This is a genomic window from Allokutzneria sp. A3M-2-11 16, assembly GCF_024213555.1.
Taxonomy (GTDB): domain Bacteria; phylum Actinomycetota; class Actinomycetes; order Mycobacteriales; family Pseudonocardiaceae; genus Allokutzneria.
The window spans coordinates 131,221-157,635 of the sequence record NZ_JANAVO010000009.1; the positions used below are offsets into that span (position 1 = coordinate 131,221).

The 26,415-nt window shown below is 70.1% G+C and carries 20 protein-coding genes; 6 read left to right on the forward strand and 14 right to left on the reverse strand.

Annotation, left to right across the window (positions count from 1 at the left end; translation table 11 throughout):
- Complete coding sequence (locus NLX83_RS31625; protein WP_254238886.1) at positions 1 to 957, forward strand: ACP S-malonyltransferase; 957 nt, start codon at positions 1 to 3, stop codon at positions 955 to 957.
- Here the strand turns inward: NLX83_RS31625 and NLX83_RS31630 are convergent.
- The 5 genes from NLX83_RS31630 to NLX83_RS31650 form a co-directional block, all read right to left on the reverse strand.
- Positions 954 to 2,537, reverse strand: coding sequence for a condensation domain-containing protein (locus NLX83_RS31630; protein WP_254238887.1), 1,584 nt, complete (start codon positions 2,535 to 2,537; stop codon positions 954 to 956). The genes NLX83_RS31625 and NLX83_RS31630 overlap by 4 nt on opposite strands.
- 20 nt (positions 2,538 to 2,557) lie before the next feature.
- On the reverse strand, positions 2,558 to 4,138 hold the full coding sequence (locus tag NLX83_RS31635) for a hypothetical protein (protein WP_254238888.1): 1,581 nt from the start codon (positions 4,136 to 4,138) through the stop codon (positions 2,558 to 2,560).
- A 37-nt stretch (positions 4,139 to 4,175) separates the two neighbouring features.
- Complete coding sequence (locus tag NLX83_RS31640; RefSeq protein WP_254238889.1) at positions 4,176 to 6,599, reverse strand: BTAD domain-containing putative transcriptional regulator; 2,424 nt, start codon at positions 6,597 to 6,599, stop codon at positions 4,176 to 4,178.
- A 201-nt stretch (positions 6,600 to 6,800) separates the two neighbouring features.
- Entirely contained in the window at positions 6,801 to 7,112 is a 312-nt protein-coding gene (locus NLX83_RS31645; protein WP_308209413.1) for a hypothetical protein, read from the reverse strand.
- A 112-nt stretch (positions 7,113 to 7,224) separates the two neighbouring features.
- Positions 7,225 to 7,383: a hypothetical protein gene (locus NLX83_RS31650; RefSeq protein WP_254238890.1), complete on the reverse strand. Its 159-nt coding sequence runs from the start codon at positions 7,381 to 7,383 to the stop codon at positions 7,225 to 7,227.
- Between the two features lie 1,042 nt (positions 7,384 to 8,425).
- Between NLX83_RS31650 and NLX83_RS31655 the strand changes: the two genes are divergently transcribed.
- The gene (locus tag NLX83_RS31655) at positions 8,426 to 10,003 is read left to right on the forward strand and encodes a hypothetical protein (protein WP_254238891.1); all 1,578 of its coding nucleotides are present in this window, start codon (positions 8,426 to 8,428) and stop codon (positions 10,001 to 10,003) included.
- A gap of 1 nt (position 10,004) precedes the next feature.
- On the opposite strand, the gene NLX83_RS31660 is transcribed toward NLX83_RS31655, so the two are convergent.
- The 3 genes from NLX83_RS31660 to NLX83_RS31670 form a co-directional block, all read right to left on the reverse strand.
- A complete protein-coding gene (locus NLX83_RS31660; RefSeq protein WP_374118834.1) occupies positions 10,005 to 11,366 on the reverse strand; it encodes a DUF2252 domain-containing protein in 1,362 nt (453 codons plus the stop codon).
- A gap of 122 nt (positions 11,367 to 11,488) precedes the next feature.
- The gene (locus tag NLX83_RS31665) at positions 11,489 to 12,205 is read right to left on the reverse strand and encodes a dienelactone hydrolase family protein (RefSeq protein WP_254238893.1); all 717 of its coding nucleotides are present in this window, start codon (positions 12,203 to 12,205) and stop codon (positions 11,489 to 11,491) included.
- 165 nt (positions 12,206 to 12,370) lie between these two features.
- Positions 12,371 to 13,354: an ArsR/SmtB family transcription factor gene (locus NLX83_RS31670; protein WP_254238894.1), complete on the reverse strand. Its 984-nt coding sequence runs from the start codon at positions 13,352 to 13,354 to the stop codon at positions 12,371 to 12,373.
- Positions 13,355 to 13,497: 143 nt separating this feature from the next.
- Here NLX83_RS31670 and NLX83_RS31675 point away from each other — a divergent pair, with 143 nt between their 5' ends.
- Positions 13,498 to 14,364 carry an alpha/beta fold hydrolase gene (locus NLX83_RS31675; protein ID WP_254238895.1) on the forward strand — a complete coding sequence of 289 codons (867 nt, stop codon included), beginning with the start codon at positions 13,498 to 13,500 and terminating at the stop codon, positions 14,362 to 14,364.
- On the opposite strand, the gene NLX83_RS31680 is transcribed toward NLX83_RS31675, so the two are convergent.
- The 3 genes from NLX83_RS31680 to NLX83_RS31690 are packed head-to-tail and all read right to left on the reverse strand — an operon-like array spanning position 14,325 to position 17,796.
- The gene (locus tag NLX83_RS31680; RefSeq protein WP_254238896.1) at positions 14,325 to 15,227 is read right to left on the reverse strand and encodes an alpha/beta hydrolase; all 903 of its coding nucleotides are present in this window, start codon (positions 15,225 to 15,227) and stop codon (positions 14,325 to 14,327) included. The two genes, NLX83_RS31675 and NLX83_RS31680, sit on opposite strands and share 40 nt — an antisense overlap.
- On the reverse strand, positions 15,227 to 16,804 hold the full coding sequence (locus NLX83_RS31685) for an AMP-binding protein (protein WP_254238897.1): 1,578 nt from the start codon (positions 16,802 to 16,804) through the stop codon (positions 15,227 to 15,229). The genes NLX83_RS31680 and NLX83_RS31685 overlap by 1 nt, the downstream gene beginning before the upstream one ends.
- The gene (locus NLX83_RS31690) at positions 16,801 to 17,796 is read right to left on the reverse strand and encodes a biotin synthase BioB (RefSeq protein WP_254238898.1); all 996 of its coding nucleotides are present in this window, start codon (positions 17,794 to 17,796) and stop codon (positions 16,801 to 16,803) included. The genes NLX83_RS31685 and NLX83_RS31690 overlap by 4 nt, the downstream gene beginning before the upstream one ends.
- A gap of 390 nt (positions 17,797 to 18,186) precedes the next feature.
- On the opposite strand from NLX83_RS31690, the gene NLX83_RS31695 reads away from it, so the two are divergent.
- From NLX83_RS31695 to NLX83_RS31705, 3 genes are read left to right on the forward strand one after another with little or no spacing between them, the layout of a single operon-like run.
- The gene (locus NLX83_RS31695; RefSeq protein ID WP_254238899.1) at positions 18,187 to 21,804 is read left to right on the forward strand and encodes a type I polyketide synthase; all 3,618 of its coding nucleotides are present in this window, start codon (positions 18,187 to 18,189) and stop codon (positions 21,802 to 21,804) included.
- A complete protein-coding gene (locus tag NLX83_RS31700; RefSeq protein ID WP_254238900.1) occupies positions 21,797 to 23,101 on the forward strand; it encodes a condensation domain-containing protein in 1,305 nt (434 codons plus the stop codon). Before NLX83_RS31695 ends, NLX83_RS31700 begins: the two co-directional genes overlap by 8 nt.
- A 48-nt stretch (positions 23,102 to 23,149) precedes the next feature.
- Positions 23,150 to 24,250: an NADH:flavin oxidoreductase/NADH oxidase gene (locus tag NLX83_RS31705; protein WP_254238901.1), complete on the forward strand. Its 1,101-nt coding sequence runs from the start codon at positions 23,150 to 23,152 to the stop codon at positions 24,248 to 24,250.
- Positions 24,251 to 24,260: 10 nt separating this feature from the next.
- Here the strand turns inward: NLX83_RS31705 and NLX83_RS31710 are convergent, their stop codons facing one another.
- From NLX83_RS31710 to NLX83_RS31720, 3 genes are all read right to left on the reverse strand, one after another.
- Positions 24,261 to 24,563, reverse strand: a complete 303-nt coding sequence (locus NLX83_RS31710; RefSeq protein WP_254238902.1) for an ArsR/SmtB family transcription factor — start codon at positions 24,561 to 24,563, stop codon at positions 24,261 to 24,263.
- Positions 24,564 to 24,582: 19 nt separating this feature from the next.
- On the reverse strand, positions 24,583 to 25,056 hold the full coding sequence (locus NLX83_RS31715; RefSeq protein ID WP_254238903.1) for a carboxymuconolactone decarboxylase family protein: 474 nt from the start codon (positions 25,054 to 25,056) through the stop codon (positions 24,583 to 24,585).
- A gap of 110 nt (positions 25,057 to 25,166) precedes the next feature.
- Positions 25,167 to 26,285 carry an HNH endonuclease signature motif containing protein gene (locus tag NLX83_RS31720; RefSeq protein WP_254238904.1) on the reverse strand — a complete coding sequence of 373 codons (1,119 nt, stop codon included), beginning with the start codon at positions 26,283 to 26,285 and terminating at the stop codon, positions 25,167 to 25,169.
- Positions 26,286 to 26,415 lie beyond the last annotated feature (130 nt).

Consider the following 26,415-nt stretch of genomic DNA (forward strand, 5'->3'; position numbering starts at 1 on the left):
ATGACTGAACAGCGTGTGGCGATCGCGTTCCCGATGATCGGGCCGACGAGCTTCGCCGAGGTCGGCCGGTTCATGGCGATCAACCCGTTCGCCCGGCGCCGCGTGGCACTGGCCAGTGCGGCGCTCGGCTACCCCGTGCTCAGCGCCTTCCAGCGCACGGAGGACGGCTACACCGAGATCTCCCAGGTCGCGTTCGTGATCAACTCACTCGCGGCGGCCGACTGGGCGGAGGCGGCGCTCGGCATCACCCCGGAGATCTGCGTCGGCCCGAGCTTCGGCGGGCGGGCGCTGGCCGCCTACTCCGGGGCCCTGCCCTTCGAGGACGTCATCCGGCTCACCGCCGAACTGGCCCGGGAGGAGCTGGACCACTTCGCCGCCGGGCCGAGCGCGGCGACGACCAGCGTCAGCCAGCTCATCGTCCGCACACCGGAAGAGGCGCTGAACGACGTGCTCGGCAAGATGACCGAACGCGGCGAATGGCAGGAGATCTCCGGCTACTTCGACCACGACGTCCATCTGGTCAGCATGCACGAAAACTGCTTGGAGTCGTTCAAGAAGGAAATTCGCGCGCATGGCGGTTATGCGCTGACCACGTTTCAGCCCGCCGTGCACTCCCATGTTCTCGAACCGTTGCGGGAACACTACCGAAACACTGTCTACGCACGGTTCAGCATTGGCGCGCCAAGAATTCCGACGATCTCCGACCTGGACGGCGCCCTCATCGAGACCGCGGATCGGATGCGATCCACGCTGGTGGACTCGGTGACCCGGCCGGTCCACTGGGGCCGGGTGACGAAGACGTTGCTGGAGCGGGGAATCACTACGATCTGCGTCGCGGGGCCCGACCACCTCGTGCACCGGCTCAGCTCGCTGCGCGCGAACTTCGAGCTCATCCCGGCGGGCCCGGACGAGGCGACGCGTCCCGTTCCTTCGCCGCGACACCGGGCCGGCAGCTAGCTTCCCTTTACCGCGGTCAGGATTCGCACCATGGCCGGGACGACGTCCGCCACACCGGAGCGCGTCGCGTCGCCGAACTGGGAACGCGCGTGCAGCGAGAGATCTCCGGCATGGGTGACGATGGCCTGCAAGCAGAACCCGGGAGCCGGATAGACGTAGAGCTCGTCGGCGTGCTCCACCGCGAGCCCGTCGAGCCGGAAGTCCCTCTCCAGCCGGTTGTCGAACATGTCGAAGTAGGCACTGGGCCGGGCGTAACCGTCGAGATGACGGCTCGGCTCCAGCTCCTCGGTCAGGGCCCAGAACGGCAGCGAACCACGGCGCGCCAAGGCACGCACCTCCTGCTGCACCCGCCGCACCAGCTCAAGGTAAGGCACGTCCGCTGCGGCGCCGCAGCGCACGAGCGAGGTGTTCGCGAGCCACCCCACGATGTCGAACGACTGCGGATACGGCCGGTTGGCCACCGACACCAGCACGCTGTTCACCGCCCCGCCGAGGAACCCGATGCTCTCGGCCAGCGCCTTGACGTAGGCGGCGAGCACACAGGAGTACGGCGTCGCCTCCGCGGCTTGGACGGCGTGCGCGAGCGCGGGGCCGATCACGTCCCGGGGAACGACCTCGTGCCATTCCTCGTCGACGACCTCGGCCGGGCACGGCGCGTCGTACTCCCCCGAGGGAACCAGAGCGGGCAGCGGCGCGGCGGGGTCGAGATGATCACGCCACTCGGTCAGCAGGTCCTTGTGCTCACCGTTGTCGATCAGCTCCCACTGCCAGTCCGACCAGTCGTAGAAGGTGGGCTCCCGCCGATCGGTGTCCGGCGTCCGCCCGGCCGCGAGGTCGTTGTACGCGGCGGCGAACTCCTGCTCGAACAGGTTCGTCGACAGGCCGTCGGCCAGCAGGTGGTCGAGGACGAACACGAGGGCGCTCGTCCCCTGCGCGAACCGGACGACGCCGATCCGCCAGCACGGCCCCCGGTCGAGCGCGAACGGGCGGGTCCGGAGCTCGTGGATCACCTCGCGGGCCACCGGGTCACTGACGTCCCGCGCGTCCGGCAGAACTGTCTCGATCAGCTCGACCTCGACGGACTCGAGGACGCGCACCTTGTTCGGTGAGGGAAAAGCGGAACGCAAGACGTCGTGACGCGCGCTGAGCGCCTCCATCGCGGTTCTGACGTGAGCCAGCTCCAGCGAGCCCGATGCGACGTACATGTTGGACACGTGCTTGATCGAACGGCGCCCGGAACGCCGCAGCTCGCGCTGATCACGTTGCAGCCGCCGGCGTTGCAGCAGCGACGTCCGCGCCTCGGAACGCGGCCCTTTCGCCGCGATGTGGCCGGGACTCGCGTTCGGCGACGACGTGTCGCCGACCCGCTCCAGGAAGATCTCTTCCATCTTCCGCACCGTGCGGCTGCGCATCACCTCCTCGTAGGTGAGGAAGACTCCGTGCCGCTTCGCCACGACGGCGATGAAGTGCGCGACGGACACCGAGGAGGCCCCGACGTCGAAGATGTCGGTGTCGACGTCGATCGAGCGGCCGGTGACGCTCTGCCACGCCTCTTGGACGTGCGAGACCCGTGTGGTCATCTCATTCCTCCCATGACTCGCTAGCCGATCGACCAGATCGGAGCGGCGATTCCAGCCTTTTCCCGGCGCACCGCGAGCGCGCTCCACAGGGCCGGGTGCACGGACACGACCCAGCCCGGGTCAAGCAACCAGTCGCCGGGGCTCCGGCTCTCGACGTCGACCTGCCGTGCTTCCTCGACGCTGCTCGCGGATCGCCAGTCCCACACGAACAGTGCGCCATCGGCGGCGGCGCGCACGAGCAGCGCCACGGTCGCGGCCTCCGGCGCCCCGAGGGAGGCGGCGCGCTCGACCACGGCCCTCGGGCTGACCATGCTGTCGGAGCCGTTGAGCGAGTTGACGAACGCCTGGACGTCCGCCGAACTGCTCTCCGTGCTCCAGGACGTCGAGAACTCGCGCAGAACCGCCCGGGAGACCGATCGCTCGGCCGCCAGGAAATCGGTCTCCAGCATGCGTTCGCGGCCGTCGGCGACCGCCCGCATCGCGGTCTCCCGGATGATCGAGGAGGCGGTGCTCCGGCCGGGCAGGCACCGGTTGCGCAGGAAGGTGAAGATCGGCTCACCGGCCACGGAGGAGTCGGAGAACGCGGTCCACATGCGCGGCAGGTCCGCCGTGCTGACCCCCAGGTGCGCGGCGAGCTGCGTTTGCAGTGCGCCTTCCGCGGGGTCCTCGTCCACCAGGAAGAAGTCCTTGAGGTCCTCGGCTCTGCTCTCGGTGGCCTCGTCGACGACGGGCTCGCGGCGGAGGTCCGCGACGGCCCGCAGGAACGGCGAGATCAGCTCCGGCACCAGGAAGGGGTTGTCGTACTCGAGAACGAGGTCGCTGTAGTCGACCGGATGCCACCGCCTCCCCTCCTGGAGCAGCAGGGTGGGCAACCCGGCACCCGTGGCCACGCCGGCCAGGAACACGCAGCGCGCGTTGTGCTCGTGCGCGCCCGCGCGTCGTTCGTCGATCATGTGCACCGCGACGCCGCAGCTGTCCGCGACCTTCGTCAACAGCGACCTCAGCGAAGAGACGTGATCGAGTGACTCCGCGGTGACATCGGCCCGCCGCAGCGCCCGGCCCAGTTGGACCCGTCCCTCGACGGCGTGCGGGCTGTCCAGCAGGATCAGCTCCGGCCGCCGTCCCGGCGCAGCCTCCCGGACCGGCGGCAGCGGACGCGCCACCGGGACGCTGTCGCGCAGCTTCGCGACCAGCTCGTCGGAGTTGCGGAACTCGACACAGCCCAAAGAGTTGAGCCAGCCGACCATCTTCAGGCAGCTCGCCCCGTTCACGTCGAAGGTGCCGTCCCGGATCGGCACCACGGCGACCCCGCGGCCGAGCGCGTAGCCGATCTCGAAGAGGACGTTGGTGTTGAACGAGGTCACCTCGGCGACGACGGTGGCCGAGCCCGCGATCTCCTCGGCGATGTGCGGGAAGATCTCGACGCCCTGGGTCGGCATCTCCTTCCACAGGAACCACTCGCGGTCCGGCGACAGCCGGCGCAGCCGCGCGACCGAGCTCTCCAGAGTGGTGGCGACGATCCGCGGGCGCGACGGGTAGATGAAGGTGATGCGGGGCCGTCCGCGGTTGTCCGACGGCAAACGGGATCGATCGTCGTTCACTGTCCACCTGCCTTCTCGGCGTTTCTCGGAAGAGGGTTCAGACCGCGGCCACGGCCTCGGCGGTCCGCGTGGCCGGGCGATGACGGTGCTGCTGGTGCGGCTGCCCGGCCTTGGGGAGCTGGGCCCGGACCACGTCGCGGACCAGCTCCGGGCTGAAGACGTAGACCAGCTCACCGTTGATGGCGCGAGTCCTGGCCCGGCGCAGGAACTCCTGTCGTTCCAGGCGTTCCAGGCTCAGCGCCACCTCGTCGGCCCCGCGCCCGCCGACCTCCGCGACTCCGGAGGCCCGCACGGTGTCGCCGAGCACCGCGGCGTCCCGCAGCACGGCTTTGTCGGCCGGGGGCAACGTGTCGACCCGCGCCGCCACCGTTCTGCGGACGACGCTCGGCAGCGCCACTTCGCCGCCGTTGCGGATCGCCCGCGCGTACTCGATCGCGAACAGCGGGTTTCCCCCGAGCCGGACCGCCAGCGCCGCACGGCGTTCGGGCGTCCACCGGCCGTCCAGCATCGAGTCCAGCACCGTCGTCATCGCCTCGTCCGACAGCGGCGCCAGCGTCATCGTCGTGCTGTCGCGACCGCCGTCGGACCACCCCGGCCGCCGTTGCGGCAGTTCGGGCCGAGCCGTCGCGATCACCAGCAACGGCACCGAACCCACGTCGCGGACGAGGCCGCTCACGAAGTCCAGCAGCCGGTCGTCCGCGCGATGCAGATCGGGCATGACCACGACCAGCGGGGCATGGGCGGCGAGTTCTCTGACCAGGCGTCGCAGCATCGCCACGCTTTCGCCACCGCCGGCCCACGTGGGCGTCCCGGTGTGGAACACCGCGGGCGCCAGCAGTCCGTCGATCATCCGGTCGGCGAGGCCGCCGGCGCCGACCAGCTCGCGCACGGTCGCCACGAGCTTGGTCCGGGCCTGGACAACCGAATCGGTGCCGACGATGCCCGCGCAGCCCCGCACCAGCTGGGCGAGCGCATGAGGAAAGCCCTGCTCGCTGAGGCGCGGAAGCTCGACCGTCAGCAGGCGGGCACCCACATCGGCCGACGCGAGGGACCTGGCGAACTCACCGATCAGGCGGTCCTTTCCCATACCTGCCTCGCCCAGCACGGTGACCAGGTGCGGGCGGCGGCTGCGCACGGTCCGGCTCAGCACGCCACGGAGCTGGTCGAGATCGTGCTCGCGGTCGAGAAAGGGCAGCGCGCCCGGCACCGGCTGTTCGCGCACCGCCTCCGCGGTCGCGTCGCACATCCAGACCGAACCGCCTCGCACGGCCGAGATCCGCAGTACGCCGGTGTCCACGACCGCTCCCACCAAGGACTGGTTCCCGACCAGCGCTTCACCGGTGGTGACGGCGATGCGGAGATCGGCGCGCCGCTCGCGAGTGAGCCGGTCCTTGATGGCCAGCGCCGTGCGCACCGCCCGCGCGGGGTCGTCGCAGTGGGTGCGGGGCACCCCGAAGGCCGCCAGCACGATCGACCCGGCGGAGCCGAACACGACCCCGCCCGCTCGTTCGACCTCGGCGTGCACGGCCGCGGTGACGTCCAGCGATGCGCGGCCGACGTCCTCGGGGTCGGCGTCGGCCCGCTGCACAGCCGCGACCGCCAGCACGCTGACCAACCGGCGCTCGGCCATGTTCTCGGCCGGACGCATCTCGGCGAGCACCAGCTTGGGCACCGCCGACGCCGTGCCGCCGTCGCGCGCGGGCAGCCGCAGCGCCACGTCGTGCACCAGGATCGCCTGCTCCAGGTCCCGCAGCTCACGACCTGGTTCGAGCCCGAGGCCCTCGATCAGCGCGGACCGCGTGCGCCGGTAGACCTGGAGGGCTTCGACGTGCCTGCCACAGCGGTACAACGCGGTCATCAGCTGCCCGCACAGGCGTTCGCGGTGCGGCTCGGCCTCGAAGAGCGCCTCCAGCTCGCCCAGTACCTCCGCGTGCTTGCCGGTGGACAGCTCGGCCTCGAAGCGGTCCTCCATGACGGAGACCCGCGCATCCTCCAGCTGTTCCAGCTCCGGCCAGGCCACACCCGCCTCGACCAGATCGGCCAGCGCCGGGCCGCGCCACAGCGCCGCTGCCTCGCGCAATACCCGGGCCGCCCGGTCCGGATCATTCTCCAGCGCCGCCCTGCCAATGTTTGCAAATTCCTGGAAACGGAACAGATCAATGTGAACGGGGTCGATCCGCAACACATAACCGGGCGACCGGGTGAGCAGCACAGGAAAGCTCGACGAATCCTTCTTCGGCGCCAGCGCGAAGCGCAGCCCGGAAACGGCGTTCTGCACCATCTTGCGCCCGCTGGCCGGCACCTCGTCCGGCCAGAGCGCCTTGACCAGCCTGCTCAGCGGGACCGCCTCGTTCGCGTGCAAGAGCAGGAACCCGAGGACGGCGCGCTGCCGCATCCCCTTCAGCGAAACAGTGGAACGGCCACTGACCACTTCGAGCGCCCCGAGCACGTTGAATCGCATCGAGCCACCTCCTAAAACACCCGGAAACGGGTACCAGGAGTCCACCCCATTCCACCGAATAACGGAAGACCGACGGGTGAACATTGGCAGAAAGCTCGAACTGAAGATTCAACACATTTTATAATAGAGGTATCGGAAACACTAGTCTCACACAATCGGCGTCCAAACCTCCGCGCTGGCCACTTGAACGGGTCGGGCCGGTTACGCGTGCCGGGCGGCGGCGTGCAGGACCGCCTCAACCGAGCGGTCGACGTCGGCCTCGGCGGTGGACCAGTTCGACACCGAGATCCGCATCCACCGGCGGCCCCGCCACACGGTCCCGCCGAACCGCACGAGCACCTGGTTGAGCACGACCTCGTTGCCGATCCGCGCGCCACGCGCCCGGAGCCCGTCGGCGAAGCGGCGGGCGAGCTGGGGCCCACAGGGGAAAGGCCCGTGCCCGGCGCGAGCACTCCGGCACGGTGTCCATGCCGTTGCGCAGCCCGTCCGCGGGTTCCACGATGTAGGGCCCACGAGTCGGTGTGTTCGACGCCCGCCATCAGCGGCCGGAAAGCGGGTATAGCACGAATCGATCGACGTTCGATTTCACTGCGCATTGCCGCACAAGAAGAACTTCTATGGCGAATCAGGAAGAGTTCGCCACTCCGGGGTCGGCGAGAACCCGAACCTCAGTCGGTTGCGCGGTGACCGGCGGCTGGACGCAGCCGGACACCGCGCCCCAGCCGAGGGGCAGGATCGCCCGCGCCACCGCGGCCAGGATCAGCCAGCTCCGGTCGTCGTTCACCCCAGCGATCCCCCTTGAGTGGATGAGGGCTCCGAGTGAACCGGCGCACCGCGGGGCAAGACGTCCGCTCGGCTGCCGACAGGACGTCACCCGGCCCGCCACCTGCTGTGATAGATCTTGGAGAGCGGTGATCACCGGACACCGAGCGGACAAATCTGGAGGGCGTCGTGGGCAGGGGCCGTCCGATCACCCGCACCTGGTGGCCCGCGGAAGGCGCGCACCGCGCCCTGCTGGAGCACTACGACGAGATCCACGCGGCGCACCGGCTGCCGTCCCTAGCCGAGATCATCGAGGCGGGCCGGGCGAAGCAGCTCGGGCTGGACAGCCGTGACCGGATCAACGTCATCCTGACCGGCAAGGCGCTGCCCGCCGACGAGGAGCAGGCCGAGCGGCTGGCGCGGGCCCTGGGTGGCGGTGCGGAGGAGGGCGTGCGCGCGGCGGTGCTCTGGCGCGCGGCGCGGGCCGACCAGCGGCACCGGCCCGCCGGGCCACCCGCCGACGAGCTGGACAGGCTGGACGAGTTGGACGAGATCGCCGACCGGCTGGCCGAGACGATGTCCGCGCAGTGGGCCAAGGCGGCGACCGACCGGTTGCTCCGCGAGCCGTCGCCGATGGCGGTGGAGTGGCGGCGCTGCGGCGAACCCGTCGTCGGTCCGGTCGCCGACGCCACCGCGGTCCGCTCCGACGGCTCCTCCTTCGAGCCGCTGCCCGGCACGAAGCGGCTCACCCCCGGCCAGCTCCGGCACGGCGACCGCGCGGGCCTGCTCAAGGTCTACGGCGGGCTCGTCTCGGGACGGCTGGTCATCGTCGGCGGCCCGGGCTCCGGCAAGAGCTCGGCCGCGGTGCTGCTCCTGCTCGACGCGCTGCGGCAACGCGAGCGGGCCACCCCGAGGCGCGGCGGCGCGTTCCCGTCCCGACGCTGTTCACGCTGCGGGACTGGGACCCGGTCACCACCCCGGTCTCCGACTGGATCAGCGCCAAGCTCAGCGAACAGACCCCGCTGCTGCGCGGGCGGCGAGGAGGCCGCTTCGCCAGGAGCCTGGTGGAGCGGGGCCGGGTCGCGGTGTTCCTCGACGGCCTGGACGAGATGCCCGAGGCCGCCCGCGCCCCCGCGCTCCAGGCGCTCAGCGAACAGGCCACGTTCCGGCTGGTCCTGCTCTCGCGCACGGCCGAGCTGGCCGACTCCGCGCGGCGCCACACGCTGACCAGCGCCGTCGCCGTCGAACTGCGACCGCTCGCGGCGGCGGAGGCGGCCCGCTACCTGCTGCGGCCCTTCACCGATCGCCCGCCGCGCGCGTGGCGGGACCTCGCCGACACCCTGACCGACCAGCCGGACAGCCCGTTGGCCCAGGCGCTGACCAGTCCGCTGCGCGTCACCCTGGTCCGCGACGTCTACGGCTCCTCGGCCGCGCCCGGTCCGGTCGACGAGCTCATGGACACCGACCGCTTCCGCGACGTGGACGCCATCTCCCGGCACCTGTTGGAGCACACCGTTCCCGCCGCCTACACGTCGCGTCCGGGAAGACCACCCGCTCCGTACACAGTGGACACCGCGCGCCGCACGCTCACCCACATCGCGCGTTGTCTCCGCGCTCAGGACGACAACCGCGACCTCACGTGGTGGACCGTCGCGTCGTGGCTGCCCGCCTGGCGGCGCATCGCGCTGAGCGTGCTCGGCGGAATGCTGCTCAGCGGGCTCGTCTTCGGCACGGCCGGCCTGCTGCTGAGCGGATTCCAGACCTGGCCTGGCGTCTGGTTCAGGAGCACGTACTGGTTCGCGCTCATCCTCGGAGCACCGGCCAGTCTCGCGGTGGCGCTCGCCTTCAACCTCACCCAGCGCCGACGCGGAGTGGTCACGGCCGCGGCGTCCGGGGTCGGCGTGTCACTGGTGCTCGGTCTCGTCCTCGGCGGCTGGGCGCTGAGCGTGTCCACGTTCGGGTTGACGTTCGCGGTCGCTTACGGCGTCACCGCCAGGAACCGGGGCGCAGCCGCGATGAAATCGCTCAACGTCGGTCGCGGTCTGACCTCCGCGCGCCGGGTGCGATCGGCGGTTCTGCTCGGGCTCGCCTTCGGGCTCGCGGACGGCGCGTTCGGCACCGTCGCCTACCTGGTCCGCGGTGTCCACGACCTGTCGACCGCCCTCGGGTTCGGGCTCAACGGCCTGCTCGCGTGCCTGCTCATCGTCACGCCCGTGCTCTGGTCGACCGGCGCGTTCGTCGACGACCCCGCCTCGGCGAGCACGCACCCGGCCGACCCCGTCCAGTCGTGGCGCGGCGATTTCCGGCTGTGGTCGGTGGTGGGGGTCGCGAGCGGTGTCATCAGCGGGATCAACGCGGGGCTGGCTTACCAGGCACCCGTGTACGGCTTCGGTGGCGAGGGGATCGGCACGCTCGCGGACGTCCTGGTCGGCGGGGTGTGCCACGGGCTGGTCATCGGCGTCATCCTCGGGCGCGCCTGGATGACGACCGTGACCCAGGTCTGGTTCGCGGTGCGCTACCGCACGCCGCCGCGCCTGATGCGGTTCCTCGAAGACAGCCGGGAGCGGCACCTGCTGCGGGCGGTCGGCTCGACGTACCAGTTCCGGCACGCGACGTTCCAGGACCACCTCGCCGACAGCTGACTCAGTCGCGGTCCTCGATCTCGGCGTCGAGTTCACCGCGCCGCACGGCGGCCACCAGCTCCGCGTGGTCGGCTTCGACGGCGTCGGCGTAGCGGACCGCGTAGCCGCCAACGGCCTCGTCGAGTTCGGCGTCCTCCCCGCAGTAGCCCGCGAGCACGCGGGGGTCGGCGGAGCGGCAGTGGGCCCGCGCCAGCAACGCGCCCGCGAGCCTGCCGTAGTCGTCGAGGTGGTCCTCGCGCAGCGCGGTCGGGTCGATGTCGCCCTTCATGTTGCGGAACTGGCGCACGATGTAGTGCCGACCGTCCACTGTGGTCCATCCGAGCAGGAGATCGGACTCGGCCTGGACCAGGCGGGCGCCGTCCACGACGCGCTTGCCCTCGTGCGCGTGCGGCGGCACGTCCAGGTACCGCTCAAGGCTTGACGGTGTCACCTGCTTCACCTGGAGCACCAGAGCGTCGTTTTCGTTGCCGTGCAACAGGACCAGGTAGTTGCGCAGTCCGACGCTCCCGGTGCCGACAACGCGGAACGCGATATCGGCGATCGCGTAGCGGGTGATCAGCCCGCGCCGCGACTCGCGCAGTGTGCCCACGTAGTCCGACAATCCGTCCGCGACCATCCGCGCGGTCTCGCTGGTGACGTGCCGCAGCACCGGCAGGTCCTCGACGAAGCCACCGTCCGCGGTCCACTTCGCCGCGACCTTGGCGCTGGTGTTCTTCCGCGCCTTCTTCGACGCCTTCTCGAAGTCGTCAAGCAGTTCGTCCGCCTTCAGCGTGCTGATCGTGGCGGCGTCGGCGAGCGCGTTCCACGCCTCCAGGAACGGCATCTCGGCCAGCCGCGCCATGGTCCCGCGGTACGCGCGCACGGCGTCCTCGGCGGCCCTCGCGCAGCCGTCCTCGGACACCCCGCCCTCGCGCCCGGCGAGGACGAGGCTCGCCGCGAGCCGCTTGAGGTCCCACTCCCACGGACCGGGCACGGTCTCGTCGAAGTCGTTGATGTCCATGATGATCCGGCCCTCGTTGGTGCCGAAGAGCCCGAAGTTCGCCGCGTGCGCGTCACCGCAGATCTGCGCGGTCACCCCGCTGGCCGGTGTGCCCGCGAGGTCGGCGGCCATCAGCCCGGCCGATCCGCGGAAGAACGCGAACGGCGAGGCCAGCATCCGCCCCACGCGCAGCGGCGTCAGCTCCGGCAGCCGTGGCGCGTTGGTGGCGCGGACGAACTCCACCGCCGTCGGCCGACCGGCACCGAGCGCGTCGTGGTCGTGCAGCTTCGGCCGAACGTCCCCGCGCAGATCACGCCCGCGCGCGTAGACCTCGGCAGGCTTGACCCAGGGCTGGAACACCGTCTGTCCGTCCACGCCCTCCATCATGCACAAGTCACCGCCCCCATGACCGCGTCAGCACTCCGCCCCGCGAGTACGGGTGTCTTCAAGTACCCCCGACCCCACCCAAAACGGTCGCAAACCGCTACAAACCCCACGCACAGCGTTCACAGGTGCTTGGCGAAGAACTCCAGGGTCCGGCTCCACGCCAGGTCGGCGGCGGGCTTGTCGTAGAGGGACGGCGCGTCCCAGTTGGAGAACGCGTGGCCCGCGTCGTAGCGCAGCACCTCGACGTCCGCGTGCCCCGCGAAGGCGGCCTCGACCTCGTCCACCCGCTCCTGGGGGATGTAGGGGTCGTTGGCGCCGTAGTGGAACAGCATCGGGAAGTCGACCTTCTCGCTGCCCGCCGCGACATCGCTGATCGCCGAACCGTAGTAGGACACCACGGCGTTCGGCCCGCGACCATCCACACGGGACTGCGTCGCGAACAGGTACGCCAACGTCCCGCCGAGGCAGAACCCGACCCCGCCGACCTTCCCGTCGCACTCCGGCATCGCCAGGAGGTGCGCGAAGGTCGAGGTGATGTCCTCGGCCACCAAGGCGTGGTCGAGCTGCTGCGACAGGTTCATCCCCTCGGCGAGCCCGGACTCGTCCTTGCTCTCGAACCGCCGCTGCACCCGCCAGAACACGTCCGGGACGAGCACCACGTAGCCCTGCCCGGCCAGCTGCTCCGCCAGACCGCGCATGTTGTCGTTGATCCCGAAGATCTCCTGGAACAGCAGGATCCCCGCGGCGGGCGTGGTGGCCGGAACGGCGCAGTACGCGTCGAAGTTCTGACCGTCGTGGGACTCGACGCGCTCATAACGGGACATGGCTGCACTCATCCCCCCACCCTAAGCCCGCCCCCGCCCAGCCCTCTTTCGCCCGTTTCGTACTCATAGCCGGGAAGAGAGCGCTCCCAAATCCCGCTATGAGTACGAAACGGGATTGGTTTGGACCACTGCGGCCGACGGGTGGGTGGGCGCGGGGTCGAGGAGCACAGCCCGAGCTTAGCGTGACGCGGCTTCCAGCAAGGACAGGCCGCAGCCGGTGATGCTGTGCAACGCCGACCCGCCGCGGCGCTGCGTGACGATCAGGCCCGCGTCGCGCAGCACGGTGGCGTGCTGGCTGGCGCCCGCTGGCGAGATGGCCAGGCGCACGGCCAGCTCGGTCGTGCTCACCCCGGGCCGGGCGGCGATGGCCTCCAGCACCACGGCGCGGGTCTTGCCCAGCAGCGCGACCAGGGACCGGGTGCCCGACATCTTCCGCAGCGCCGGGTCCGACCAGCCGGGGGTGCGCTCGACCGGGTAGACCAGCACCGGGTCCCGGTTGGCGTCCTTGAGCGTGACCGGGGTCTTCCAGCAGAAGAACGACGGCACCAGGGTCAGGCCGCGCCCGCCGAGGTGCAGGTCCTGCTCGACGGGGTAGTCGACCTCCAGCGTCGGGGACCGCCACCGCACGCTGGGGTGCAGGTGGTTGAGCACGCCCTCGACGCCGGAGCCCAGCATCGCCTGGAACCGGGTCTGCCGGTCGGCGTTGATCTGCGCGGTCATGGTGTTCCAGTACGGCTGGAGCGCGTAGGAGAAGTAGTGCCGCACGGTGCGGTCGAGCAGGCCCAGCACCTCCGAGTCACCGGTCGCCAGGCGCTTGACCGGCGTCGGCAGCGGCTGCTCCGATGCCAGTTCGGAGACGTCCTCGTGCAGGAACCGCCCCGAGGTGTTGAGCAGCCGGTCCAGCGCGGTGGTCAGGTCCTTCGCCCCGACGGTGGGCGTGAGGAAGTCCGCGGAGTACCCGCGCGCGGGCGCCAGCGTGGTGAGCAGCCGCACGGACGGGGTGGCCTGGCTGCGCACCCTGGACCGCCACTGGCCGAACGGGATCTCACCGTCGCTCTTCTGCAGCATGTGGACGCTGAGCAGCGTCTCCCACAGCGGGTCGGGCGCGTCGAGCACTCGCACGCGCGCGAGGTCGTCCGCTTCGAAATGGATGCGCAACATATCTACCTGCCCCCAGGTTTGTTCCCCGAACGCGGCATCTTGGTCCGCCGCGCCACACACCCGGCCACACATGCGTGTGTGCCCGCTGCCCCTAGGGGCCGAGTAGGCGGCGGCCAGGGCGTTCCCGCCCGCACACTGGCCACATGGAGCACATGATCACGAGCAACGGTCTCACCCTGTGGTGCGAGGACTTCGGGGACCCGGCCGACCCCGCCGTGCTGCTGGTGATGGGCCACGGCGGCCAGGGCACCGCGTGGCCGGACTCCTTCTGCGAGGCGCTGGCCGCGGGCGGGCGGCGCGTCGTGCGCTTCGACAACCGCGACGTCGGTCTGTCCGACAGCGTGGACTTCGCCACATCGCCCTACACGGTCGGCGATCTGGCCGCCGACGCGATCGGGGTGCTGGACGCGCTGGGCATCGAGCGCGCGCACGTGATCGGACTCTCCATGGGCGGCATGATCGGCCAGGAGATGGCGATCGAACACCCGGACCGGATGCTGTCGCTGACCTCCTGGATGTCCACCCCGGACGTCCTCGACCCGGTCAGCTTCGACTGGAAGAGCTTGCCGGGCAGGAACGCGAAGGTGGTCGAGTTCTTCGACCGAGTGGCCGCGAACCCGCCGACCACGAGGGCGGAGCGGGTCGACGTCGCCGTCGGGCTGGTTGAGGTGTGCGCCGGGAGCGCGACGAAGCTGGACGAGGTCGCGCTGCGGAAGTGGGTCGAGGCGGGGCTGGACCGCTCCGAGAAGGACGGCACGCTGAACCAGGTCCTGGCGATCGCGCGGTCCCGCGAGCGCTTCCACCTGCTCCCCGGGCTCAGCCTGCCGACGCTGGTCCTGCACGGCACGGACGACCCGGTCGTCCCGTTCGCCCACGGCGAGGAGACCGCGCGGCTGATCCCGGACGCGCGGTTCATCCCGTTGCCCGGCGTCGGTCACGAGATTCCGATGGCGCAGGAGGAGTTCCTGGTTCACGTCCTGCTCACGCACACGTGCGCCAGCGCACCGTGAATCCGGTCGGCGAAGTCCTTCGGGTAGGTGTGCCCGGTCTCCGCCATGACGTCGAGCTTCACATCGAAACCGTGCCGGGCCAACTCGGCGGCGAAGCGCTCCGCCGCGGGGCGGTCGTCGTCGTGCTCGCCGGTGAGCACGACGCCGCGTGAGGGCCGCGCGGCGTCGGTGACCACTGGCATGTTGTGCTCGGGCGGGCACAGCGCGATGAACCCGGTGGCCTCGGGGATCACGCCGCTCAGGCTCCACTCCGCGGCGAACCGAGCGCCCTGGGAATACCCCGCGAGCACGAGCGGCAGTCCGTCCGCGACGCCCGCGCACAGCTCGGCGACCTGGCCGCGGGCGAGCCCGTCGTCGATCCAGCCGAGGTCACCGTCCGAAGTGGACACTTCGCTGCTCTGCGGCACCACGACGCGGAACCCGGCCGTGCTGAAGGGTTTCCACCGGCGCGCGAAGCCAACATGGCGGTCGGCTCGGGCGTGCAGCGCGACCAGCACTCCGCGCGGCTTTCCCTCCGGTTCGAACACGATGGGCGTCGTCTCGCGCGGAGCCCGGTCGCGGCATCCCTCCGACCGCCGCACGATCTCGGCGAACTCCGGGCGCCCCTGGATCGAGCGCAGCGGCGGGTTGATCATCAAGAGCTCGTGCCACCACCACACGCCCTCGTCCAGCGCGTCCCGCAGCACGGCGAGCGCGGCGTCCTCGTCCCCGGTGCGGCACAACGTCTCCGCGACCCAGATCTCGGTCAGCGCGCGCTGCTTGGGGTAGGCGCCACGGGCCCGCAACGCCAGCTCGCGGGCCTCCCCGAAACGGCCGTCGGCGAGCAGTTCGACGACCTTGTCCTTGACCTGCCCCAGGAACATCACTTCGCGAACGACCTCTTGCGCTTGCGGAGGCCGCACGCCTCGTCACGGCTTATCACCATGGAGAGAGCACCTTTGGCGCGGTGGGCGTCGCGGACCTGACGGCGGCGGAGCTTTCCTTCGGCCCCGCGCGGCAGATCGTCGACGAACTCGACGTTCCTCGGGCACTTGAACGCGGCGATCTTGGTGCGGCAGAAGGAGATCAGCTCCGCGGCCAGGTCGGAGCCCGGCACCGCCGAGTCGACCGGTTCGACGACCGCGAGCAGTCGCTCGCCCATCATCGAGTCCGGCACGCCGATCACCGCGACGTCCGCGACGGCCGGGTGCGCGAGCAACGCGTCCTCGGCCTCGCGCGGATACACGTTGACGCCGTTGATGATCACGGTGTCGGCCCTGCGGTCGGTGAGGTAGACGTAGCCTTCCTCGTCCACGTGGCCGATATCGCCGACCGTGGCCCAGCCGCGCTGGTTGTACAGGGCAGCGGTCTTCTCCGGCGCCTTGTGGTAGCTGACGCGGTTCGGCGTCGGCGCCCCACCGAGCCCGGAGAACCACAGCACCCCGGTCCGGCCGGGCGGCAGCTCGTTGCCCGCCTCGTCGCACGCGTGGATCTCGCAGCCGATCGGGCGGCCGACCGAACCGGGCCGCGTCGCGGTCTCCCGGGCGCTGATGATCGCCCGGCCGAAGCCCTCCGAGCTGGTGTAGACGTCCCAGACCTTCTCCCCGACCCAGGAGATCCACTCGGCGCGGACCTGCGGCGGGCACGGCGCGGCGGTGTGCATCACGGCGCGCAGGCTGGACACGTCGTAGGCCGCGCGCGCCTCGGGCGAGAGCTTGAGGACCCGCTGCATCATCGCGGGGACGAGCTGGAGGTGCGTGACGCGGTGCCGCTGGATCGTCTCCAGCAGCCCGCGCCGGTCGAACCGGGACAGCAGCACGAGCGTGGCGCCGAGCTTCAGCGTGGCGCGCGACCACCGCAGCGGGGCGCCGTGGTGCAACGGCCCCGGGGTGAGGCTGACGCTGTCCTGGTCGCCGTCGAGCAGCTCGGTCATCATCGGCACGAACCAGTCGCCGGGCCCGCCCGTCGTCGGCCGCTCGGCGTGGATTCCCTTGGGGCGCCCCGTGGTTCCCGATGTGTAGACGACCACGCGACCCGGCTCGCACGCGGGCAGCGGCTCGGTGGGCTGGGCCGCGAGGGCGTGGCCGAAGTCCTGGTGGCCGGCCAGCGCACCGCCGACCACCAGGCGCCTGCGGACGGACGGCGTGAGGTCGACCAGCATGCTGGCCAGACCGGCGGCGCCGACCGAGGTCACGACGACGTGAGCGTCGCTGTCGTTGACGATGTAGGCGGCCTCGTCCGGGGTCAGGTGCACGTTCACCGGCGTGAAGTCCACCCCGGCCAGCTCCGCCGCGAGGCAGGTGACCAGGTACTCCGGGCAGGTGTCGAGCAGCACGGCGACGCGCTCACCCTCGCCGAGCGCGGACCGCAGCAGGTGCGCCATGCGCGTGACCTGCTCGTCCAGCTCGCCGTAGGTCATCCGCTGGTCGTCCATGACGATCGCGGTCTTGTCGGCCCTCATGACGCACCTGTCAGCTCGCGCAGGAACAGCGAACCGGTGACCGACATCCCGGAGCCGGTGAGCGCGCGGGTGGCGTGCTCGCGCCGGACGACGAAGCGGTCCTTGCCGTAGATGAGGTACTTCCCGGCGTGCTTCGGGTCGGAGAAGTTGATCGTCATGACGTTGGCGCCCGCCTGGAATCCGCGCAGCTGCCCGTCCTCCCGCGTCTTGGCCAGCGCGCTGACCGACGGGATCAGCCAGTTCGGCTGCACGATCCGCATCACGGCGATCGCGTTCAGCGCCACGTCGACATCGCCGTAGCCGTGGTTCTCCAGCGGCGTGCCCGGGGCCGGGATGAACGGCGCGATGCTGGACATGTGCACGCCGAGCCGCTTGGCCAGCAGGATGTCCTCGGCGATGCTCTCCAGGCTCTGGCCGGGCAGCCCGACCATCGCGCCGGTGCCGACCTTGTACCCGAGGTCGAGCAGGTCCTCCATGCACCGCATGCGGGACGCGAAGGTTTCGTGACGGAGTTTCGCGTAAAGCGCGGGATCGCTCGTCTCGTGCTTCAGGATGTAGCTCGTCGCGCCCTGGTCCTTCAGATAGGCGTACTCGGAGCGCTTCTTGTTACCGAGGTTGAGCAAGATCTCAACCTTGTCGTCAAAGAGTTCGCGAATGCGCGGAATGGCCTCGCCGACGATCTTCGTGGTCTTCGGGATCTCGCCCGCCTGAAGGAAGACGACATCGATCCCGGCGGCGTGGATCTCCCGTGCCCGCTCGACGATCTGATCGACATCGAGCACATAGATCGAGTTCGACACCGTGTTATCGCGCCGCATCGGGCAGTAGTCGCAGTTGACCCGGCAGAGATTGGTGACCTCGACAACACCGCGCAGCACCGCCGCGTCGCCGCGCGCGGCGGCGCGACAGCGACGGGCCTCGGAAAACAGCTGGTCCTGCGCCTCGCCACGGGCAAGCAGCAGCTCGGTGATCTCGGGAACGGTCAGGGACATTCTCTTCCTCACAGCAGGAGTGAGCTACGTCGCTCCAGGTACATGACAGGGGATCGCACGCCCAGCCCGCTCAGTCTTTGAGGCAGGGCCGGACCCGGGCGGAACAAAACCTTCGCCGGAAGCCAAAAGGAAGGTAACACCGCCACCGCTTGATCGGTCAAGCGGAAAGGGCCTTCCGGGCAAACCGTAATAAGGGCTTCACACGCCGTTGAGGTTTCCCTGTGACCTGCGCCATTGTCCGTAACCTGCACTGTCGGAGCGGACACACGGGCGCTACCGTTTCACTCCGGAAGCCGAGCGAGTGCCGCACCCGAAATCGCGAAAAACATTTGCGACTCGGGTCGCAGAGCACCCCGACCATCCCAACCCACACCCCCAGAACGGATCAGCATGGCGCACGCGCACGAGCCGATCGCGGTCGTCGGCATGGCCTGCCGGTTCCCCGGCGGGATCACCACCCCCGAGTCCTACTGGACGGCCCTCCTCGACGGCGAGCCGGTGCGCTCCGGCCGGGCGGGCGAGGGCCTGCTGCTCGACGACGTCGACGGTTTCGACGCGGCGTTCTTCGGGCTCACCCCGACCGAGGCCGCGGCGATGGACCCGCAGCACCGGCTGTTCCTCGAAGTCGCCTGGGAGGCGCTGGAGCGCGCGGGCCAGGCGCCCGACCGGCTCGCCGGGAGCGACACCGCCGTCTACCTCGGCCTGATCAGCCCCGATTACCTGCACCGGCAGTTCCAGGCCGACCCCGAGCGGCTGAGCCCGTACGCGTTCACCGGCAACATGCTCAGCATGGCCCCTGGGCGGCTGTCCTACCTGCTCGACCTGCGCGGCCCGGCGCTGGCCGTGGAATCGGCGTGCTCCTCGTCGCTGCTCGCGGTGCACCACGCCGTGCGGCAGCTGCGCGGCGGCGAGTCCGACCTCGCGCTGGCCGGTGGCGCGAACCTGGTGCTGCTGCCGGAGCTGACCGCGGTCCTCGACAAGATGGGCGCTCTCTCCTCCGACGGCCGCAGCCGCACGTTCGAGGCGGACGCGGACGGCTACGGTCGCGCCGAGGGCTGCGGGATGGTCGTGCTCAAGCGGCTCTCCGACGCCGAGGCCGCCGGGGACACCGTGCTCGCGGTGATCCGCGGCAGCGCGGTCAACCAGGACGGGCGCTCCAACGGGATCACGGTGCCGAGCGGGCGCGCGCAGTCCGAGGTGATCACGGCCGCGCTCGCGGACGCGCGGCTCGCGCCCGAGGACGTCGGCTACGTCGAGTGCCACGGCACCGGCACCGCTGTCGGCGATCCGATCGAGGTCGCCGCGGTGACTTCGGTGCTCGGCTCGCCGCTACTGGGCTCGGCGAAGGCCGTCATCGGGCACGCGGAGGCGGCGGCGGGCGTTGCCGGGTTGATCAAGGCTGTGCTGTGCGTTCAGCACGGCGTCGTGCCGGGCCAGCCGGTTCGCGAGCTGAACCCCGCTCTGGACGCGGACATTCCACTGTCCACTGTGGAATGGACGGGGCGTCGTGTCGCGGGCGTGAGCGCTTTCGGCTTCAGCGGTACCAATGTGCATGTCCTGGTGGAGGCTGCCGCTCCCGAGGAGACGGTTTCTGTTGCTTCAGAACAGGTTCTGACCGTGTCGGCGAGCACGGAGTCCGCGCTGCGGGCGCTCGCCGGACGCTATGCGGATTACCTGCGTGGCCCCTCAGCTCCGCTGGCCGATGTGTGCCACACCGCGAACACCGGCCGGGCGCGCTTGGCCTGGCGCACCTCTGTCGTGGCTTCCGATGCGGCGGAAATGGCTGCGTTGCTGGCTGAAGTCGCCTCGGGCGGCGGTTCGGTTCAGCGGGTTCCGCGCGATGCGGCTCCGTCTGTGGCTTTCCTGTACTCCGGTCAGGGAACGGCGTCGGTCGGCATGGGCCGCGAGCTGTTCGAGACGCGGCCCGTTTTCCGCGAGGCCATCGAGGAGATCGACGCCGCGTCCGGAGGTTCGCTGATCGCCCTGCTCTACCCGTCGAGCACCGACAACGACGGTTCGCCGATCAGCGACACGGCCGTGGCCCAGCCCGCGTTGTTCGCCATTCAGGCCGCTTTGACCCGTTTGTGGGCCTCTTTCGGTGTCACTCCGGCGGCCGTGGCCGGGCACAGCCTCGGCGAGTACGCCGCCGCCTGCGCGGCGGGTGCGATGAGCTGGCGCGAGGGACTGCGGTTGTGCGTGGAGCGCGGCAGGCTGATGGCGGAGCTACCCGCCGACGAGGGCGCGATGCTCGCGGTGTTCGCGGCCCCCGACGAGATCGAGCACCTGATCGGCCGGGTGGAGGTCGCCGCGCGCAACGGCCCCGCCGAGATCGTGCTCTCCGGAACCGTGGACGCGATCACCGAACTGGCTTCGGTGTTGGGGCGCCTGGGAATCACGTCGCGGCGGCTGCCCGTGTCGCACGCGTTCCACTCGCGGCTGCTCGACCCCGTGTTGGACCGGTTCGAGGCGGTCGCCGAGCAGGTCGCGATCACCAACCCCGTGCTGCCCTTCGCGAGCAACCTCACCGGCGCGGTCGCCGCCCCCGGCGAGCTGACCGATTCCCACCGCTGGCGTCGGCACATGCGTGAGCCGGTGCGGTACTGGGACGGCGTGCAGGCGTTGCTGGACAACGGAATCACGTGTTTCGTGGAGATCGGAGCGGACAGCACGCTCACCGATCTCGGTCAGCGCGGCGCGCCCAACGCCGTGACATGGCTGTCATCGTTGAAGCGCAAGCAATCCGACACTCGTCAGCTGCTGAGCAGCCTCGGTTCCTTGTACGCCATGGGCGTCGGCGTCACCACTCCCGGCAAGGGGCGGCCGTGTGCCCTGCCGACCTATCCTTTCGAGCGCCGCAAGCTGTGGCTCGACGGGCTGCACCGCGCCGCGCGTCCGCAGAGTTCAACCCACGGCTTGTTGGGGCGCAAGGTTTCCTCGCCGCTGCCGCAGACCCAGTACGAGACTGTGCTCGCGCCGCAGGACATGGCCGACAGCGCGGGGCTCGTGCACGTGGGCGTCTACGCGGAGCTGGCCATGGCTGCGACCGGTGGTTCTCGCTTGGTGGACTTGGAAATCAGCGAAGCCCTGGTCGTCTCCGAGGAGCGGACGGTGCACACGATCGTCGACGGCTCCGAGGTCCGCGTGTACGCGCAGGCCGGTGACTGGTGCGAGCACGCCCGCGCTTCCGCCTCTCGTGGAGCGCCCTTGGCCGGGCGGCTCGACCTGGCCGAGCTCGACGGCGACTCGCGCCCGGGTTCGGAGTTCTACCAGGCGATGCGCGACGAACGCCGCCTCGACCTCGGCCCGAGCGTGGCGCTGATCGACAGGCTCTGGCACGTGTCCGACCGCGTGGTCCTCGCCCGGCTCCACTCGGAGCCCGATCCGTCGTCGGCGACCGGCTTCGAGATCGGCGTGCTCGACGCGTGCATGCAGCTGTTCAACGCGATGGTGCCCGCCGCTGAGGGCCTGATGTTGTTCATGCGCATGGGTTCCCTCGACGTGGCGGCGGGCAGTGCCGGGCGGCTGTGGGCACGCGCGGAGATCACGCACAGGGACTCCGCCGGGCTGCGCGGCCGGGTCGAGGTGTTCGCGGCCGACGGCGAGCTGGTGGGATGCGCCGAGGACGTGGAGATGCGGCGCACGCGTCCCGAAGTGCTCGCGGTCCTCGGGCGCGAAGTCACCGGTGCGGTGTTCGACGGCGTGCGGGGCATGTCGACCGAGGACGCGCGGCTGCGAATCGTCCCGGAGGTGTGGGCCTCCCTGACCCGCGTGGTCGGCGTGACCAGCAACGACCTCGGTGAGGAGGAGCCGTTGACCGCGGTCGGCGTCGACTCGATCATGGCGACGCAGCTGCGGAACGTGATCTCCACCCGGTTCGGGGTGTCGCTGGCGTTGCGCCAGGTGCTCGACGGTGCGAGCGTGGCGACCTTGGCGAGCGACCTGGCGCACGCCCTGACCGCGGACGGACACCGAGTGGACGACGACACCATGCAGGCGGGCCGTGTCTGACCTGACCGCAGTCGGCGAGCTGGTCGACCGCGGGGTCGAGCTGTGGACCGAGGACGGCGAGCTGTGCTTCCTCGCGCCGCCCGGGGTCTTCACCGACTCCGCGCGCACGGTCCTGCGCGCCGCGCGAGCTGAGCTGATTTCCTTGCTGGAAGGCGGAAAACGGCTCGCTCCGGCGTTGTTGATCGAGCGCGGCCGCGTCGACGAGCGCTTCGCCGAGGCTCCCGCCGGGGTCCGGACGTTGTCGTTCGCGTTGCACGGTCCCCCTGATCGCGCCGCGCTCGAAGCCGCCCTGACCGAACTGGTCGCGCGGCACGAGGTGCTCCGCACGGCCTACGTCCGGCTGCACGGCTTCGCCCGTCTGATCCATCCGCCGTGCCCGGTCCCGCTCGTACCGGGCTCGCAGCCGCCGCGCCCGCACGCGAGCCGCCCGCCGCTGCTCACCGCCGCGCTCTCGGATGACCACGTGCTCACGCTGACCGTGCACGGCACCGCGGTCGACGGCATGTCGTTGGCACTGCTGATGGAGGAGCTGGGCCCGCTCTACAAGGGCGCGTCACTCCCCCAGCCACCGTCCGCGCAACACCAGGTCCGCCGCGAGCGCGCCTACCTCGCCAGCCCGGAAGCCCAAGCGGCTCAACGCTATTGGCGTCAACGGCTGGCTGACTCCGTTGGGCTGCCCTTGCTATCCACTCCCGGCAAGCCGGAAAGCGTTCCCGTCACCGTGCCGCCCGAGTTGGCGCGCACCGTCCGCGCTCGGGCCGCCGCCGCCGGGACGACCCCGTTCACCGTGCTGCTCGCGGCCTTCGGACAGGTGTTGGCGGAGGCCACCGGCGCCACGGACATGACGGTTGCCGTGCCCGTCGCTCATCGCTGGCATGCCGAAGACGAGCTGACCGTGAGCGGCGCACGAGACCTGCTGTTGCTGCGCTTGCAGCTCGATTCCGGTGATCCCGTGGGTGTCGTGCACCGGGAGCGGGTCAACGCGATGGATCACGGCCGCCTGCCGTTCGAGGCGCTGCCCGCCGATGTCGCACCGCCGCGCGCTCCTGGGCGGCATCCCGTGTTCGGCGTCCAGTTCGCTCTCCAGGGCTTCGGTTCGCGGCTCGCGCCCGACCTGCTGGGAGCGCGGTTGCTGGATCTGCCCTCGGCGCCGCTGGGCGAGGGCATGGACTGCGGCCTGATGCTGTGGGACTCCGCCGGTGGCGGCTACGTCGGCGAGCTGACCTGCGACGGAGCCGTTATCACCGGCCTCGGCGGCGTGCGCGGGAGGTACCTGGAACTGGTCGCTGGCGCCTGAGCCCCTCTTGTTCTAATGTACGAGAACTCTCGAACAAAGGGGATTCTCGTGCCGACGCTGTTCGACCCGTTCTCGCTCAAGGGCGTCACGCTGCGGAACCGGATCACCGTCTCGCCGATGTGCCAGTACTCGGCGGTGGACGGGGTGGCCGACGAGTGGCACCGCGCCCACCTGGCCGGGCTGGCCAGGGGCGGGGCCGGGCTGGTCACCGTGGAGGCGACCGCCGTCTCGCCCGAGGGCCGGATCTCCCCCGGGGACCTCGGGCTGTGGAACGACGCGCAGGCCGAGGCCCTGGCGCCGATGGTCGGCCTGATCAGGTCCGCCGGTGCCGTCGCCGGTATCCAGCTCGCCCACGCCGGGCGCAAGGCCAGCGCCAACCGCCCGTGGGAGGGCGATGACCACATCCCCGATAACGACCCGCGTGGTTGGCCGACGCTGTCGCCGTCCGCGATCGCGTTCGGCGGCGGCCTCGGCAAGGTGCCGCGGGAGATGACCGTCGAGGACATCGCCAGGGTCCGCGCCGACTTCGTCTCCGCCGCCGAACGGGCCCGTGAGCTCGGCTTCGAGTGGTTGAACCTGCACTTCGCCCACGGCTACCTCGGGCAGAGTTTCCTGTCCCGGCACGCCAACCACCGCACCGACGAGTACGGCGGCAGCCTGGAGAACCGGAGCCGGTTCCTGGTCGAGACGCTGCGCGCGGTGCGTGCGGTGTGGCCAGAGGACCGGCCGCTCACCGCCCGCCTGGGGGTGATCGAGTTCGACGGCCACGACGAGGAGACGCTCGTCGACGCCATCGAGACCATCCGCCTGATGAAGGCGGACGGCCTCGACCTCGTCGACGTCAGCATGGGATTCTCCACTGTGGACGCTGAGATCCCGTGGGGCCCGGCTCTGCTCGCGCCGTACGCGGAGCGCGTGCGGAAGGAGGCCGAGCTGCCCACCTCGACCAGCTGGAAGATCCGGACTCCCCGCCAGGCCAACGATCTCGTCGCCAACGAGCAGGTCGACCTCGTCGCGATCGGCACCGCGCTGCTCGCCGATCCGCACTGGCCGTTCCGCGCCGCGCGCGAGCTGGGTGTCGAGGCTCCGGCCGCGACGACCCTGCCCGCGCAGTACGCGCACTGGCTGGCGCGCTACGACGCTTCCTGATTTCTTCCGGTCAGCCGATGGCGCCGAGGACCGCGTCGAGCAACCCCGGGAAGCGCTCGTCGAGGTCCTCGCGCCGCAGGGAGTTGATGAGGTGCACGCCTTCGCCCCTGCTGTGCACCAGCCCCGCTTCGCGCAACACCCGGAAGTGGTGCGACATGCTCGACTTCGGCCGGTCGTAGGTGACCTCGGCGCAGGTGGCCGCGCCGAGCCTGGCCAGGTCCCTGACGATCTCCAGCCGGACCGGGTCGCTCAGCGCGTGGAACACCCGCTCCGGAGTGATCTCCGAGGGTGCGGGGCAGCTGTGCGACCTCATGCGGTCAACCCTACCCGGGCTAGCCGAACTGGCCGACCTCGTAACCACCTGCGGGCTGCTGCACGAGGACGTTGACCCGGTTGAAGGCGTTGATGAGGGCGATCAGCGACACCAGCGCGGCGAGCTGGTCCTCGTCGTAGTGCTTGGCGGCGTTGGCCCAAGCCTCGTCCGTGACACCACCGGCCGCGTCCGCGATCCGGGTGCCCTGTTCGGTCAGTTCCAGCGCCGCGCGCTCCGCCTCGGTGAACACCGTGGCCTCACGCCAGGCCGCGATCAGGTTGAGGCGCACCGAGGTCTCCCCCGCGTGCGTCGCTTCCTTGGTGTGCATGTCGGTGCAGAAGCCGCACCCGTTGATCTGGCTGGCGCGGATCTTCACCAGCTCCTGCGTCGCGGCGGGCAACGCCGAGTCCGAGACCGCCTTGCCCGAGGCGACGATGTGCTTCAGGAACTTCCCCGCGACCGCGTTGCCGAAGAGGTTCAGCCGAGCGTCCATTGGTGCACTCCCTAGCGTTGTTCTTGGTGGGTACACAGGTATGACGAGACGGCTCACCACGATGTGACAGCCCCGGAAGTGACCTGGGTCTCTCCTCGCTTCCCGCGCGTCTAGAACGGTGCCGGTTCCGCGATCGGCTCTGCTTCTGTCTCGGCGGTCTTCCCGTTCGGTGTCGTCCACACATGCCGACCATCGGGCAGGTTCTCGCAGCTCCAGTTGGATTCGTGCTTCATCCGGTGGTGCCTGCGGCACTTCGGCCGGAGGTTGTCGATGGTGGTGTTGGTGCCGTCGAAGGGGCAGCAGTGGTCCAGGTCGCAGCGGTGTGCGGGTCGGTTGCAGCCGATGGCGGTGCAGGTGGGGTAGCGGGCGTGGATCAGCTCCCGCTGCTTCGCTGACGGTCGGTAGGTGGTGACGTCCTCGGCGATGCCGGTGACCGGGTCGGTGAGGATGCGCTTCCAGATCCCGTTCGCTGCCACATCCCTGGCGATCTTCGCAGGCAACGGTCCGTATCCGTGGAGCATGGCGGGCTCGTTGTCGAGACCGAGGAACGAACCGATTGGCATGGTGAGGTAGACGGTGACCTGGCCTTGGGGTGCGCCGGTTTCCTTGCCCATCAACAGATCCATGGTGACATCGGCCCGTTTCTGATCCAACGTCCGGTGATCCTTGGGTAGGGCTCTGGCGATGCGGTCGATCCGGTCATAGATCAGGGACGCCTGCAAGGCCGGGAAGAACATCCGGAGTAGGCACATGCCGTCGTCTTGAGGGATCTTCTCCACCAACCTCTGCTTCCGCTTCTCCTTGTGGCGGCGTTCGGCGGCCTTGGGGTCGAGCTTGGTGATGAACCGCACCGCATGCCTGCGAGTCGCGGTGTAGTTGTGGGTTTCAGCGAAGGCGAGGAAGTCCTGCTCGGCGATCGCTGCGTGCACAGCCGAGAGAGTGCTGAGGAGGTCGACGATCATCAACGCTTTCCCCTCGTCGACGCGGCCTTCGGCCAGCGCCCGCAACACCACCGGGCGACCGGTCAAATCCTCTGCGCGTTGCAATAGCCGGGCGGCTTTGGTCTTGGAGATGGCGAGTAGTCGCATGAGGATTTCTTCGGCGAACTCACGATCACACAACTCAAGCCGAGACACGTAGTCGATCAACGCGACCGCGAAGTCCGCCGCAGCTTTCCCCATCGCGGTGAACATGACCCTCAAATAGTGGTCGGGATCTACAGGGAACATATCCCCATTCTATCGCAGAAAAATAGACGATCATGGCCCTACAGGGTGAATTGCCAGGCGCCCGAAAGCCCGAAAACGTAACCCCAGCGAAAAGGTGAGGGTGGGCTGGAAATGGGTCGGCTTTACCTGG

Bases quoted from the DNA above. Each gene is read 5' to 3' on its own strand.
- NLX83_RS31695 (WP_254238899.1), top strand. From the start codon at position 18,187: ATGGCGCACGCGCACGAGCCGATCGCGGTCGTCGGCATGGCCTGCCGG.
- NLX83_RS31685 (WP_254238897.1), bottom strand. From the start codon at position 16,804: ATGAGGGCCGACAAGACCGCGATCGTCATGGACGACCAGCGGATGACC.
- NLX83_RS31710 (WP_254238902.1), bottom strand. From the start codon at position 24,563: ATGAGGTCGCACAGCTGCCCCGCACCCTCGGAGATCACTCCGGAGCGG.
- NLX83_RS31680 (WP_254238896.1), bottom strand. From the start codon at position 15,227: ATGTTCCTGGGGCAGGTCAAGGACAAGGTCGTCGAACTGCTCGCCGAC.
- NLX83_RS31690 (WP_254238898.1), bottom strand. From the start codon at position 17,796: ATGTCCCTGACCGTTCCCGAGATCACCGAGCTGCTGCTTGCCCGTGGC.
- NLX83_RS31640 (WP_254238889.1), bottom strand. From the start codon at position 6,599: ATGCGATTCAACGTGCTCGGGGCGCTCGAAGTGGTCAGTGGCCGTTCC.
- NLX83_RS31660 (WP_374118834.1), bottom strand. From the start codon at position 11,366: ATGGAGGGCGTGGACGGACAGACGGTGTTCCAGCCCTGGGTCAAGCCT.
- NLX83_RS31625 (WP_254238886.1), top strand. From the start codon at position 1: ATGACTGAACAGCGTGTGGCGATCGCGTTCCCGATGATCGGGCCGACG.
- NLX83_RS31720 (WP_254238904.1), bottom strand. From the start codon at position 26,285: ATGTTCCCTGTAGATCCCGACCACTATTTGAGGGTCATGTTCACCGCG.
- NLX83_RS31715 (WP_254238903.1), bottom strand. From the start codon at position 25,056: ATGGACGCTCGGCTGAACCTCTTCGGCAACGCGGTCGCGGGGAAGTTC.
- NLX83_RS31630 (WP_254238887.1), bottom strand. From the start codon at position 2,537: ATGACCACACGGGTCTCGCACGTCCAAGAGGCGTGGCAGAGCGTCACC.
- NLX83_RS31665 (WP_254238893.1), bottom strand. From the start codon at position 12,205: ATGAGTGCAGCCATGTCCCGTTATGAGCGCGTCGAGTCCCACGACGGT.
- NLX83_RS31670 (WP_254238894.1), bottom strand. From the start codon at position 13,354: ATGTTGCGCATCCATTTCGAAGCGGACGACCTCGCGCGCGTGCGAGTG.
- NLX83_RS31675 (WP_254238895.1), top strand. From the start codon at position 13,498: ATGGAGCACATGATCACGAGCAACGGTCTCACCCTGTGGTGCGAGGAC.